The following is a 12,670-nucleotide window of genomic DNA, read 5'->3' as shown; positions in this document are numbered from 1 at the left end:
GTGGCGAGGGGTGGCCAAGGCCCGAACACGAAGAAGCACCCGCCACCTGGACGGGTGCTTCGAAGCGTCATACGCGGGTACCGGTCACTCCTTGAAGATCAGTCCCACAACCTCGAGGTAGAGCTGCTCCGGGTAGGGAATGAAGTCGATCCTGCTGAGCGCCTGGTCCTGGCCCGCGGACTCCATGACGAAGGTTCCGTAGCCGAGGAATCGGCCGAGCAGGGTGCGTTCGAACCGCATGTCCGTGACCTTGCCCAACGGCATCATGTTCACCTGTCGGGTGATCAACCCCGTGGTCAGGAGCAGTCGGGCCGACGTGATGACGAAGTAGTCCACGGACCACTCCGCGACCCGCCAGACGAACCACACCAGGACCAGTAGCCACAGCCACCAGATGACGGCGAGGACGACGCCGCCGTCGGCACCGCTACCGATCGTCTGGCTCAGGATCCCCGCGAGGATCAACGCGGCCAGCACGATCGCCACCGGTCCGATGAGGACCGCGGGGTGACGTCGGATGGTCACCACGTCCTGCTCGTGTGGCAGGAGATAGCGGTTGACCGATGCCGGTGCCGCGTTACTTGAGGCGACGAGCTTCATGGCACCCGCTTCCTCGCGACTACGGCAGCAGTGCGTTGACGAAGCGGGACATCGACTCCGCGCCGCCCATCAGGCCGCCCAGGGCGCTCTGGATCACCCCGGCCGCACTTTCCGGTTGCGTGAGTAGATAGAACAACACGAAACCGATGAGCGCGTATCCGCCCCATTTCTTCAACTTCGCCACGACTGACTCCCCTTGGAATCCACCTGACCCACCAACCCAGCAGTGATTGTTGCATCGACCATCATGCCCGTAAAGCCTTAAGCGCACCCTCGGCGTGGCGGTATGTCGGCCGTTCGCTACTTGCCGACTGTGTCCGGTTCCGGTGAGGTTGTTGCCCCTGTGAAGGACGGTCCGAAATTCTCTTTTGTTCAGGGGCAGGTCAGAAGGGGTGAAGGGCGCCGACGAACGTGTTCCGGGGCGAAAGTGCTGCGGATTTCCGCAGATCCGGATCCCGGGAAGGGGATCACCGGCGCCGGCTCGACGTCGGTTCCCGGTCTTCCGTAGTTCTGTGTAATGCAGGGCCGAAACAGCCCACGCGAGTGGTCAGCGTTGTTCGGCGAAGGCCAGGGCCAGAACCTGGAGGTGCTGCCGTGCGATGCGTTCGACGAGGTCCGGGGTGGCCCGTCCGGTCACGTCCTGGGCTCCGTGTCGTGCCGCGTCCACGCACCGCGAAACGGTGGCGGAGTGGTGGACGTGGGAGAACTCCGTGGAAAGGCGACTGACGACGGGGCTGAAGTGGGAGTCGCTGGCGGCCTGGGTGGACGAGGGGGAGGGGTTCTCGGGCATCTCACTCCTTCTGGGCTGCGGGCGGAACGGCACGGGGGGTGTGCGCACGGGGGCTATGCGTAGCCACCGAGGGGTAGCCGTGGCACCGCCTCGAATGTGGGGGCGGTGTGTTGGGTATCGGTGGCCCGGTTCCTGGGCGGGGCGGTTTCGGTCGGGCTGATCTACCCCGTTACGGGTGGTCAGGAACCATGATCACCCTAATCTGTTACGTTCCAATCTCGAAATGAATTCGGCTAAAGCAGCCCCGTGTCTCCGGTGCGGTCGGTCAAGCGGGCTCGACCAGGGGTGACGTCGGACGGGGGCACGGTCATGAGGAGTCAGTGCCCGATTTTCGGACGTTCATTCGGCTTCGACCAGAAAGAGCCGAAAAAGCGCCCGATCAGTGATCTGATCGGGCGCTCGGGGTGGGAGGGCGACGAAGCCGCGGTCCGGCCTCAGGAACAGCCGTAGAGGCGGTCTCCGGCGTCGCCGAGTCCCGGCAGGATGAAGCCCTGCTCGTTCAGGCGCTCGTCGACGGCCGCGGTCACCACGCGCAGGGTGGCCCCATGGTTCTCCGGGAGGCTCTCCGTCAGTTTCCGCTCCACCGCGGTCAGACCCTCGGGGGCGACCAGCAGGCAGATCGCGGTGATGTGATCGGCGCCGCGCTCGACGAGCAGTTTCAGGGCGGCGGCCAAGGTGCCACCGGTGGCCAGCATCGGGTCGAGCACGTAGCACTGACGACCGGAAAGGTCCTGGGGAAGGCGGTCGGCGTAGGTCGCCGGCTGGAGGGTCTCCTCGTTGCGTGCCATGCCGAGGAAGCCGACCTCGGCGGTGGGCAACAGCCGGGTCATGCCGTCGAGCATGCCGAGTCCCGCGCGCAGGATCGGAACGACCAGGGGGGTCGGGCGCGACAACTGGAACCCGGTGCTCTGCACGAGCGGGGTATCGATGGTGACCTCTGTCACTCGGACATCCCGCGTCGCCTCGTAGGCGAGCAGGGTCACCAGTTCGTCGGTCAGCCGCCGGAAGGTCGGTGAGTCGGTCCGCACGTCGCGCAGGGTGGTCAGTTTGTGCGAGACCAAGGGGTGGTCGACGACCAGGGTTTCCAAAACGTTCTCCGGGTGAGCTGGGGCGACAGGGCGATGTGTGGGTAGAGGGGCCGGCACGAGTCTAACCGCGCGTATGCCCCGCCCCGGGGCGTCTCGGGCGGGCCTCGGGGCGCCGCGACCTCCGGCCGGGGCACCGAGGCCGCGAAGAAGGGATCCGGGATCGTATGCGGGGGCGCGCCGGAGCCTCCTGTCATGAGAACGTGGGTCCGTTCCATGGCGGGCGAAGGAAGGCCACGAGGTGGGAGTGATCGCTACCATGACACTCGCACGGGCGAGCCGGTTCCCTTCGTCCGCACCGATACACCGTCCGGGTTGGGGTGACGATGACAGTGCTCGATCATGGTGACGACGACTCGGGTGACTTCGCGGCCGTCGCATACAGGGAAGAGGAGTACTGGGATGTGGATCTCCTCCCCATCGCGCTGGTGCACGACCTCAAGGGTCTGATCCACGCGCTGCGCCAACAGCCGAGCATCAGCGGTTCCCTCGGACTGGTGTCCGTGGGCGACGACTTCTTCATCATCGTCCGGGTGTACGGGGAGGACGTCACCGTTTTCCTGTCCGACGTGACCGCCTCGGTGGACTGGCAGGTGGCCAGGGACGTCCTCGACTACCTGGACATCGACCTTCCCCACGACGACGACCTCGACCAGGTCCTACCGGCGGGCGACCTGTCCGTGGTCGCGGACCTGGGGCTGGACGAGATGGAACTGGGCGCCCTCGCCGGTGACCTGGACCTGTATCCGGACGAGGTGCTCGCCAGCGTCTCCGAACGGCTCGGATTCGCCCAGGCCTTTCAGCGTGTCCTCGACGGTATGGGGTAAGGACGCCTGCGGAAGTGACCTGGAAAGACGGGAGGGTGAGCCGTGTCGACCTTCGCAGCTGTCTTCGCTCCCAACGGCGGGACATGGCGCGGAACCGAGGTCGATCTCGGTGATGTGGACGTCATCGACGACATCACCGACCTCATGCTCGACTACGAGACCGAGTGGGGCAGTGACATGGCCCTGCTCTTGGTGGAGGCCGACGACGAGTGGTTCGCCGTCGTGCGTGTGGACGTGACGGGCTCCGAACCGCGCGTCTATCTCTCCGACGGTCGGGTCGTGCACGATCACCCGGTGGCCGGGATCCTTTCCGAGGCCGGTGGTCTGGGCGCCCCCATGCCGGTGGAGAGCGCGGGAGCCCGACCGGATCCGCGTCCCGACGGTGACGACGGTCTGCTCTCGGACCTCGGGGTGCCGGGCGAGGAGCTGCGCTCCCTCTCCGCCGGTGGCGGGGTACTGCCCGGTGACGTCCTCGCGATGGTGGCCGAACGCACCGGATTCGCCGAACTCCTCGACTCGATGCGACTGTGACGGGGGCCCTTCCCGGGATCGACCGTGCCACGGCCGACTCTGCGATGCTCGAAGCCCTGGTCGAGGCGGAGCGTGCCCTGAAGACCGACGACGTGCCCGTGGGCGCGGTCGTGTTGGGACCCGACGGAACGGTGCTGGGGCGCGGCCACAACGAACGTGAGGCCACGGGCGACCCGACCGGGCACGCGGAGGTGCTGGCCCTGCGCGCGGCCGCCGAGACGCGCGGTGAGTGGCGCCTGAGCGGCTGCACGCTGGTGGTGACCCTGGAACCCTGCGTCATGTGCGCGGGCGCCACGGTGCTCTCCCGGGTGGACCGTGTGGTCTACGGGGCGCGGGACGCCAAGGCCGGTGCGGTCGGTTCGATGTGGGACCTGCTCCGGGACCCTCGGCAGAACCACCGTCCTGAAGTGATTCCACCCGAGATGATCAGCGAAAACGTGGCCGAGAGATGTTCGGGGTTGCTCATCCGGTTTTTCGCACGGCGCAGGATCCGGTAGAGTTCCTCTCGGTGGAGTCGCCTAGTGGCCGATGGCGCCCGCCTCGAAAGCGGGTAAGGGGCAACCCTTCGAGGGTTCAAATCCCTCCTCCACCGCCACCAGCCGCCCCCGGGAACACCGGGGGCGGTTTTTTCTTGCCCCGGGACCGTCAGGAGGGGGAGGTCCCGCCGGATGGTCCCTTGGTCTCCTCGAGCTCGGCGATGGCCCTGTCCAGCCAGTTCACCCAGAAGGTCTCCAGCTCGACCCCTCCCCGCAGGACCAGCCCCTGGACCCGGTCGCGTTCGGTCCCTCGGCCTCGGGCGGTGTCACGTCGCTGGAACTCGCGGTATTCGGCGAGTCGTTCGCCGTGCAGTTCTCGATGCCGGCGCAGCTCGGCCACGAAGTCGGGATCCACGCCCACGACCCCGGTGGCACGTACCCGCAGCATCAGGGTGTCGCGCAGGGAGCGGGGCTCCTCGGTCTCTCCCACCCAGCGCTCCAGTTCGGTGCGGCCCGCGGCCAGCACTTCGTACTCCTTGCGCCGGCCCCGGGTGGGGAAGTCGCTGGGCAGGGCGCGGATCAGCCCGGACCGCTCCAGCTTCCCCAGTTCTCGGTAGATCTGCTGGTGGGAGGCGGACCAGAAGTACCCGATGGAGCGGTCGAAGCGCCGGGTCAGCTCCAGTCCCGAGGAGGGTTTCTCCAACAGGGCGGTGAGGATCGCGTGGGGCAGGGACATGTGCGCATTCTAGGAAGGGGCGGCCGCGGACCGCTCGGGTCCGCGGCCACGGGGATCACAGGGAGGCGGCGAGTTCGGTGCCCTGCTTGATGGCGCGCTTGGCGTCGAGCTCGGCGGCCACGTCGGCGCCACCGATCACGTGCACGGTGTGGCCGGCGGCGATGAGCTCGTCGGCGAGGTCCCGGCGCGGGTCCTGACCGGAACACAGCACCACGGTGTCGACGTCGAGCACACGCTCCTCGCCGTCCACGGTCAGGTGCAGGCCGTCGTCGTCGATGCGGCGGTACTCGGCTCCGGCGACCATCTCCACGCCGCGGTGGCGCAGTTCCAGACGGTGGATCCACCCGGTGGTCTTGCCAAGGCCCTTGCCGACCTTGCTGGTCTTGCGCTGGAGCAGGTGGACTCGACGGGGCGGGGCGACGCGCCGGGGGGCGCGCAGACCGCCGCGCTCCTTGTAGTCGAGGTCCACGCCCCACTGACGGAAGAAGGCCTCGGCGTCCTGGCTCGCCTCCTCCCCGGTGTCGGTGAGGAACTCGGCGACGTCGAAGCCGATGCCACCGGCGCCGATGACGGCGACCCTCTCGCCGACCTCGGCGCCGCCGCGCAGCACGTCCACGTAGCCGACCACGCTGGGGTGGTCGACGCCGGGGATCCGGGGGATGCGCGGGGAGACACCGGTCGCTACGACGACCTCGTCGTAGCCCTCCAAGTCGGCGGCGGCGACCGGGGTGTTCAGGCGTACGTCCACGCCGTGCTTGTCGAGCTGCACGCGGTAGTAGCGGAGGGTCTCGTCGAACTCCTCCTTACCGGGCACCCGGCGGGCCATGTTGAGCTGTCCACCGATCTCGGCGGCCGCGTCGAACAGGGTGACGGTGTGTCCGATGCTCGCGGCGGAGACGGAGAAGGCGAGCCCGGCGGGGCCCGCGCCGACCACGGCGACGTTCTTGCGGGTCTTGGTGGGCGAGAGCACGAGTTCGGTCTCGTGGCAGGCGCGCGGATTCACCAGGCAGGAGGTGATCTTGAGGCTGAAGGTGTGGTCCAGGCAGGCCTGGTTGCAGCCGATGCAGGTGTTGATCTCCTCGGGGGCACCGGCGGCGGCCTTGGCGACGAAGTCGGCGTCGGCCAGCATCGGGCGGGCGAGGGAGACCATGTCGGCCTGGCCGTCGGCGATGATGCGCTCGGCGACCTCGGGGGTGTTGATGCGGTTGACCGCCACCAGGGGGACGGACAGTTCCTTCTTGAGGCGCTCGGTGATCCAGGTGTAGGCGCCGCGCGGCACGGAGGTGGCGATGGTGGGCACACGGGCCTCGTGCCAGCCGATGCCGGTGTTGATGATGTCGGCGCCGGCGGCCTCCACCCTTCGGCCGAGTTCGACGACCTCGTCGAAGGTGGATCCGTCGGGGATCAGGTCCAACATGGACAGGCGGTAGATGACGATGAAGTCGATGCCCACGCGCTCGCGGACCCGGCGGAGGATCTCCAGGGGCAGGCGGACGCGGTTCTCGAAGGAGCCGCCCCAACGGTCCTCGCGCTTGTTGGTGGCGGGGGCGATGAACTGGTTGATGAGGTAGCCCTCGGAGCCCATGATCTCCACGCCGTCGTACCCGGCCCGACGGGCGAGCTCGGCGCAGCGGGCGAAGTCCTCGATGGTGCGCTCGACCTCCTCGTCGGTGAGGGCGTGCGGCACGAAGGGGTTGATCGGGGCCTGGATCGCGCTGGCGGAGACGGAGTCCTCGCTGAAGGCGTAGCGGCCGGTGTGCAGGATCTGCATGGCGATCCGGCCGCCGTCGCGGTGTACGGCATCGGTGATGAGGCGGTGCTGGGCGACTTCTTCGTCATCGGTGAGCTTGGCGCTGCCGGTGTAGGTGGCGCCCTCGGGGTTGGGGGCGATGCCGCCGGTGACGATCAGGCCGACGCCGCCGCGAGCGCGTTCGGCGTAGAAGGCGGCCATCCTCTCGAAGCCGTTGGGGGCCTCCTCCAGGCCGACGTGCATGGAGCCCATGATCACGCGGTTCTTGAGGGTGGTGAAGCCCAGGTCCAGGGGTTCCAGAAGGTGGGGGTAGTCGGTCATGGTCTCTCCTCGCGCGGTGCCTCTCGGTCGGTGTCCGGCCGACCTTTCCCTCATTATGCAACAAGTTGCACAAAGGATCGAGGGTCCGCCCCCGAGAAGGGCGGGGGCCCCGACCGCGTCGGTCAGGGGACCAGCGGAACGAGCTCGGGACGCTTGGCCACACGACCATCACCGGAGGAACGGCCGCGGATCCGGCGCGCCACCCAAGGACCCAGGAAGGAACCCAGCCAGGTGACCTCGTCGTAGACCCGGGTCACGGCGGCGGGCGTGGGCAACGGAGGCAGCGGGTCGGTCCAGGAGACGTCCGCGCCCGGCAGCTCCAACGCGTGGGCCACCGCACCGGCGATCCGTCGATGTCCTTCCGAGGAACAGTGCAACCGGTCCGGAGCCCACAGACGGCGGTCCGTGGCGACCGCGTGGCGGAAGCAGTCGGCCACCGCGACGTCGTGGCGGGCGGCGGCCGCGCGCACCCGGGCGTTGAAGTCCAGGACCCGTGGCAGCAGTGGCCTGGTCAAGGGCGCGATCCTCGTGATGTTCGGAAAGGTCAGAGTGGCCACCTTGGCCCCCGCGCCGGTCAGCTCGGCGAACATCGTCTCCAGGTGGCCGATCACGACGTCGGGGTCGTACCCGGGGCGGATCAGGTCGTTGACCCCGGCGAAGACGGTCGCGACGTCCGGACGCAACCGCAGCGCGGGTTCCAGCTGCTCGGCGTGCACCTGTCCGGCCAAACGTCCGCGTACCGCCAGGTTGGCGTACTCGACCCGGGCCCCGGCGGCCACCATGTGCTCGGCGAATCGGTCGGCGTATCCCCGATAACCGCTGCTCTCGTCACCGTCGCCGACGCCCTCGGTCTGGCTGTCGCCGAGGGCGACGTAACGCAGATCCCCGTCCCACCGCATACCCGGTCCCCTTTCCTCGGTCCTTGGGAAAACTACCCCCGTCGGCGCCGATCCGCCCCGTGGGGTCCGGGCGACGAGGACGGGACGAACCTCGTGGTGTGGCGATCCGGGTGATCCGGGTAGGGCGTTCCTAGCGTTGGAGCGGGGGCTCGTCGCCCGCCCCGCACCCTGTCGCTGGAGGTCCGTCTTGAGCAGGAACACCGTCGCCGAACAGCTCGTCCGTACCCTGATCGCCGCCGGGGTCACCCGGATCTACGGGGTGGTGGGAGACAGTCTCAACCCGGTGGTGGACGCGGTCCGCGACATCGACGGCATCGAATGGATCCATGTCCGCAACGAGGAGAGCGCGGCCTTCGCCGCCGCCGCGGAGGCACAGATCGACGGCCGACTCGCGGTGTGCGCGGGATCCTGCGGCCCCGGCAACACCCACCTGGTCCAAGGGCTCTACGACGCCCAACGCAGTGGGGCGCCCGTGCTCGCACTCGCCTCGCACATCCCCTCCCACCAGATCGGCACCGGCTTCTTCCAGGAGACCCACCCCGAACGGCTCTTCGCCGACGTCACCGAGTTCCGCGAGCTCGTCTCCCACCCGCAACAGATGCCCCGCCTGGCGCGCGTGGCCATCCAACACGCCCTCGGGACCCCAGGTGTGGCCGTCCTCGTCCTGCCCGGGGACATCGCCGGGCAGAAGGCGAGCGGGCCCGCCGACGACACCCCCGTCACCGCCGGACGCGCCACCGCGTGGCCCGGTGAGGACGACGTGCGCGAGCTCGCCCGACGGATCAACGAGGCCGACAAGGTCGCCCTGTTCTGCGGGGCCGGGGTCAGGGACGCGCACGAGGAGGTCATCCGGCTCGCCGAGAAGATCAAGGCCCCGGTCGGGCACACCCTGCGCGGCAAGGAGTGGATCCAGTACGACAATCCCCACGACGTCGGCATGATCGGCCTGCTCGGCTACGGGGCCTGCTACGACGCCCTTCAGGAGGCCGATCTCACCGTCCTGCTGGGCTGCGACTTCCCCTACGACGACTTCCTGCCCGAGAAGAACGTCGTCCAGGTGGATCACGACCCGCGCCGACTGGGTCGTCGCGTTCCCCTGAAACTGGGGGTGCAGGGTGACGTCGCCGCCACCCTGCGCGCACTGCGGCCGGTGATCCGCGCCAAGAACGACGTGCGCTTCCTCGACGAGATGCTCCGCCGGCACGAACGCGCCCTGACCCGGGTGGTGGACGCCTACACGAAGAACATCGAGGACCACACTCCGATCCACCCCGAGTACGTGGCCCGACACCTGGACGAGGCCGCGCCGGACGACGCCGTGTTCACCGTCGACACCGGCATGAACAACGTGTGGGCGGCCCGGTACGTCACTCCGAACGGCAGGCGGCGGGTGATCGGTTCCTTCACCCACGGGACCATGGCCAACGCCCTGCCGCACGCGATCGGCGCCGCCTACGCGGCCCCGGGGCGTCGGATCGTCTCCATGTCCGGGGACGGCGGACTGAGCATGCTCCTCGGCGAGCTGATCACCGTCCAGCAGCACGGTCTGCCGATCACGACGGTGGTGTTCAACAACTCCTCGCTCGGCATGGTCCGCCTGGAGATGATGGTGGACGGCATGCCGGCGTTCCAGACCGACCATCCGCCGGTGGACTACGCCGCGGTGGCCAAGGCCGTGGGCATGCCGTCGATCAGGGTGGAGGATCCCCGGAAGGTGCGTCAGGCGCTGGACGAGGCCCTGTCGGCCGACGGGCCGGTGCTGGTGGACGTGATCACCGACCCGAACGCGCTGTCGGTGCCCTCGCGGATCACCGCCGACCAGATCACCGGGTTCGCCCTCTCGGCGGGACGAACGGTCCTCCAGGGCGGGGTGGGGGCCATGATCGACCTGGCCCGCTCCAACCTCCGCAACATCCCCCGCCCGTGATCGCCCGGTCCCGGAAACGACGAAGGCCCCGACCGCTGTGCGATCGGGGCCTTGCGTCTGCCCTGATGGGCTGTGGCGGAGGATAAGGGATTCGAACCCTTGAGGGGTTGCCCCCAACACGCTTTCCAAGCGTGCGCCCTAGGCCACTAGGCGAATCCTCCGAGAGCAACTGTACAGGCTTCGCGGGAGTGCTTCGAACGGGTTCGACCCGACGGAACTCGGGCCGACGAGGGTTGCCGGAGCAGTGCCGGCTTCGGATACACTCTGGGGCAGACCCCTCGTGCGGCGTCATCCTATGAACCTCCCCAGGGCCGGAAGGCAGCAAGGATAAGTAGGCTCTGGCGGGTGCGCGGGGGGTCCTTTCTTGTTCTCGGGGGTACCCGCCCCGGATCGATCCCTCCCGGTTTCCCCGACCCGGCGCGAGTCGTCACTCCCAGAGGGTTGAATGGGACCGTGGCAGGGACCAGGGGAGTGATCACACCGTGAGCATCGCGCTGTACCGCAAGTACCGTCCCGCGACGTTCGGTGAGGTGCGCGGCCAGGAGCACGTGACCGACCCGTTGCGCCAGGCGCTGCGGAGCGGACGTATCAACCACGCCTACCTCTTCAGCGGACCGCGCGGTTGTGGCAAGACCACCAGTGCGCGCATCCTCGCGCGCTCTCTCAACTGTGAGCAGGGGCCGACCCCGGATCCCTGTGGAACCTGTGACTCCTGCGAGGGGCTCGCCCCCGACGGCGGTGGCAGCCTCGACGTGATCGAGATCGACGCCGCCTCCCACGGTGGTGTCGACGACGCGCGTGACCTGCGGGAGAGGGCTTTCTTCGCGCCGGTGAAATCGCGCTACAAGATCTACATCATCGACGAGGCGCACATGGTGACCCGCGAGGGTTTCAACGCGCTGCTCAAGCTCGTCGAGGAACCCCCGCCGCACCTGAAGTTCGTGTTCGCGACCACCGAGCCCGAGAAGGTCATCGGGACGATCCGTTCGCGGACCCACCACTACCCCTTCCGGCTCATCCCGCCGAGCACCCTCAAGGAGCTCATGGAGGACCTCCTCAAGCAGGAGGAGGTCTCCTACGACCCGGCCGCCCTTCCGCTGGTGGTGCGCGCGGGCGCGGGTTCGGCGCGTGACACCCTTTCCGTCCTGGACCAGCTGATCGCCGGTTCGGACGAGGGCGGCATCACCCGGGAGGGCGCCGTCTCCCTGCTGGGCTACACCGACTCCGGCCTGCTCGGCGAGATGGTCGATTTCCTGGGAGCGCGTGATGGCGCGGCCGTGTTCGGTCTGGTGGACCGAGTGGTCGAGGGCGGTCACGATCCGCGTCGTTTCACCACGGACCTGCTGGAGCGCTTCCGTGACCTGGTGGTGCTCGCCGCGGTTCCGGATGCCATCGACAAGGGCCTGGTCAACGTCTCTCCGGAGTCGGTGGACCAGATGAAGGAGCAGGCCGCGCGGCTGGGGCCGGCGGAACTGTCCCGGGCCGCGGAGGTCCTCAACCAGGGGCTCACGGAGATGCGGGGCGCCACCGCGCCGCGCCTGCTCCTGGAGCTGTTGTGTTCGCGGATCCTGCTGCCCGCCACCGACGGTGACCAGACCGCGCTGCTGGCCAGGCTGGAACAGATGGAGCGCCGGCTGGCGTCCGGGGCGGTGGCGCCGGCGGCGTCCGGGCCACAGGCGCCCACGGCACCGATGGCTCAGGCCCCCGCGCAAGCCGCGCCCCCCGTACCCGATCCGGCCCCGGCTCCGGTGCGGCAACCCCCGGCTCCGCAGCCCGCACGGCCCGAACCCTCCCGAACCGTCGAACCGGCTCCGAATCCGGCTCCGAGTCCGAGCGGACGGAACGAGCCCTCGGGCTGGGACGCGCCCGCGCCCTCCCGTCCTCAGGCGGCGCCGCAGCAGAGTGCGCCCGCCGGTGGCGGTGGTCCTCTGGACCTGGGCCGGCTCCAGGGTGCCTGGCACCAGATCATGGAAGCCGTCAAGGGCCGTCGCCGGTTCACCTGGATGATGCTGCACGGCGGTGACGTGCAGCCGATCGGGGCCGAGGGCAACACCGTGCTGCTCGGCTTCAACAAGCCCAACGAGGCCAAGGGCTTCACCAACACCGGTAGCGACAAGGTCGTGGCCGGGGCGATCCAGCAGGTGCTGGGCATCGAGGTGCGCGTGGCGCCTTCGGGAACGAGTGGTGGCCCGCAGACACAGCGACCGCAGCCCGCGCCGCGACCGGCCGAACCCGCCGGGTGGGACGCCCCACCGGGACGGTCCGAGCCCCGGGCCGCCGCGCCTGCGGCTTCCGAACCGGCTCCGGAACCGGCGCGACCCACGGGTCCGCCACCGGAGCGGTTGCTCAGCGACCGTCCGGAGCCACCGCCGGACCCCTATGAGGACGCCGCCGCCCCGCCGCCGGAGGACTATGGGGCCCCGGCACCGACCCGCGGCGGTGGTGTCCAGGGTGGAAACGCTCCGGGGGGCCGGGACGCGGGCCCCGCGAAGGCGTCCGTTCCGGGGCCGTCGCCGGCCGCGCCCGACGATGATGCGTCCACGGACAACGCTCCTTCGACGGGTGGTTCGCGGCAGGACGCGGCGTCCAACGGTGGTTCCGGTGGCGGTACCGCCCTCATCGAGACCGAGCTCGGCGGCAGGCTGATCGAGGAGATCGAGCACGAGGCGCCCGGTCAACTGTGAGCCGTGCCGCCGGCGGGGTGAGGGTCGCCCCCTCGGCGGAGGCT

General features: G+C 69.1%; 12 protein-coding genes, 2 tRNA genes and 1 other RNA gene. 7 read left to right on the top strand and 8 right to left on the bottom strand.

All coding sequences use genetic code 11. The features are described from left to right. Positions 1 to 84 precede the first annotated feature (84 nt). From NLI01S_RS02060 to upp, 4 genes are all read right to left on the bottom strand, one after another. A complete protein-coding gene (locus NLI01S_RS02060; protein ID WP_067598195.1) occupies positions 85 to 600 on the bottom strand; it encodes a PH domain-containing protein in 516 nt (171 codons plus the stop codon). A 19-nt stretch (positions 601 to 619) separates the two neighbouring features. Beyond that, the gene (locus NLI01S_RS25905) at positions 620 to 784 is read right to left on the bottom strand and encodes a hypothetical protein (protein ID WP_190318334.1); all 165 of its coding nucleotides are present in this window, start codon (positions 782 to 784) and stop codon (positions 620 to 622) included. 363 nt (positions 785 to 1,147) lie between these two features. After that, positions 1,148 to 1,390, bottom strand: a complete 243-nt coding sequence (locus NLI01S_RS02055) for a hypothetical protein (RefSeq protein ID WP_067598192.1) — start codon at positions 1,388 to 1,390, stop codon at positions 1,148 to 1,150. Between the two features lie 434 nt (positions 1,391 to 1,824). Next, complete coding sequence (gene upp / locus NLI01S_RS02050; RefSeq protein WP_067598188.1) at positions 1,825 to 2,478, bottom strand: uracil phosphoribosyltransferase; 654 nt, start codon at positions 2,476 to 2,478, stop codon at positions 1,825 to 1,827. Between the two features lie 323 nt (positions 2,479 to 2,801). On the opposite strand from upp, the gene NLI01S_RS02045 reads away from it, so the two are divergent. From NLI01S_RS02045 to NLI01S_RS02030, 4 genes are all read left to right on the top strand, one after another. Next, the gene (locus NLI01S_RS02045) at positions 2,802 to 3,302 is read left to right on the top strand and encodes a tRNA adenosine deaminase-associated protein (RefSeq protein ID WP_067598185.1); all 501 of its coding nucleotides are present in this window, start codon (positions 2,802 to 2,804) and stop codon (positions 3,300 to 3,302) included. Between the two features lie 42 nt (positions 3,303 to 3,344). Next, positions 3,345 to 3,833, top strand: a complete 489-nt coding sequence (locus NLI01S_RS02040) for a tRNA adenosine deaminase-associated protein (RefSeq protein ID WP_067598181.1) — start codon at positions 3,345 to 3,347, stop codon at positions 3,831 to 3,833. Positions 3,834 to 3,877: 44 nt separating this feature from the next. Then, positions 3,878 to 4,330 (top strand): nucleoside deaminase, encoded by a 453-nt coding sequence (locus NLI01S_RS02035; protein ID WP_084392254.1) that lies wholly within the window; start codon positions 3,878 to 3,880, stop codon positions 4,328 to 4,330. Positions 4,331 to 4,340: 10 nt separating this feature from the next. Further along, positions 4,341 to 4,428, top strand: a tRNA-Ser gene (locus tag NLI01S_RS02030). 50 nt (positions 4,429 to 4,478) lie between these two features. Here the strand turns inward: NLI01S_RS02030 and NLI01S_RS02025 are convergent. The 3 genes from NLI01S_RS02025 to NLI01S_RS02015 form a co-directional block, all read right to left on the bottom strand. Beyond that, positions 4,479 to 5,045 (bottom strand): PadR family transcriptional regulator, encoded by a 567-nt coding sequence (locus tag NLI01S_RS02025; protein ID WP_067598178.1) that lies wholly within the window; start codon positions 5,043 to 5,045, stop codon positions 4,479 to 4,481. A gap of 55 nt (positions 5,046 to 5,100) precedes the next feature. Next, positions 5,101 to 7,116, bottom strand: a complete 2,016-nt coding sequence (locus NLI01S_RS02020) for an NADPH-dependent 2,4-dienoyl-CoA reductase (RefSeq protein ID WP_067598175.1) — start codon at positions 7,114 to 7,116, stop codon at positions 5,101 to 5,103. 122 nt (positions 7,117 to 7,238) lie between these two features. Next, complete coding sequence (locus NLI01S_RS02015; protein ID WP_067598173.1) at positions 7,239 to 8,015, bottom strand: SGNH/GDSL hydrolase family protein; 777 nt, start codon at positions 8,013 to 8,015, stop codon at positions 7,239 to 7,241. Positions 8,016 to 8,202: 187 nt separating this feature from the next. Between NLI01S_RS02015 and NLI01S_RS02010 the strand changes: the two genes are divergently transcribed. After that, complete coding sequence (locus NLI01S_RS02010; protein ID WP_067598170.1) at positions 8,203 to 9,942, top strand: pyruvate dehydrogenase; 1,740 nt, start codon at positions 8,203 to 8,205, stop codon at positions 9,940 to 9,942. Positions 9,943 to 10,015: 73 nt separating this feature from the next. Here NLI01S_RS02010 and NLI01S_RS02005 read toward each other — a convergent pair. Beyond that, positions 10,016 to 10,103: transfer RNA gene (locus NLI01S_RS02005), tRNA-Ser, on the bottom strand. Positions 10,104 to 10,211: 108 nt separating this feature from the next. Between NLI01S_RS02005 and ffs the strand changes: the two genes are divergently transcribed. Continuing rightward, positions 10,212 to 10,307, top strand: an RNA gene (gene ffs, locus NLI01S_RS02000) — signal recognition particle sRNA small type. Between the two features lie 117 nt (positions 10,308 to 10,424). Beyond that, positions 10,425 to 12,626, top strand: coding sequence for a DNA polymerase III subunit gamma and tau (locus NLI01S_RS01995; RefSeq protein WP_067598167.1), 2,202 nt, complete (start codon positions 10,425 to 10,427; stop codon positions 12,624 to 12,626). Positions 12,627 to 12,670: the final 44 nt, after the last annotated feature.

The sequence above is a fragment of the Nocardiopsis listeri NBRC 13360 genome (assembly GCF_001570765.1).
GTDB classification, from domain to species: Bacteria; Actinomycetota; Actinomycetes; order Streptosporangiales; family Streptosporangiaceae; genus Nocardiopsis; species Nocardiopsis listeri.
The sequence above is the reverse complement of the archived record's forward strand: the minus strand, read 5'-3'. Positions and strand labels throughout refer to the sequence as shown.

Coding starts and splice junctions, on each gene's coding strand:
- NLI01S_RS02060 (WP_067598195.1), bottom strand. CDS start 600: ATGAAGCTCGTCGCCTCAAGTAACGCGGCACCGGCATCGGTCAACCGC.
- NLI01S_RS02055 (WP_067598192.1), bottom strand. CDS start 1,390: ATGCCCGAGAACCCCTCCCCCTCGTCCACCCAGGCCGCCAGCGACTCC.
- NLI01S_RS02045 (WP_067598185.1), top strand. CDS start 2,802: ATGACAGTGCTCGATCATGGTGACGACGACTCGGGTGACTTCGCGGCC.
- NLI01S_RS02035 (WP_084392254.1), top strand. CDS start 3,878: ATGCTCGAAGCCCTGGTCGAGGCGGAGCGTGCCCTGAAGACCGACGAC.
- NLI01S_RS02025 (WP_067598178.1), bottom strand. CDS start 5,045: ATGTCCCTGCCCCACGCGATCCTCACCGCCCTGTTGGAGAAACCCTCC.
- NLI01S_RS02020 (WP_067598175.1), bottom strand. CDS start 7,116: ATGACCGACTACCCCCACCTTCTGGAACCCCTGGACCTGGGCTTCACC.
- NLI01S_RS02015 (WP_067598173.1), bottom strand. CDS start 8,015: ATGCGGTGGGACGGGGATCTGCGTTACGTCGCCCTCGGCGACAGCCAG.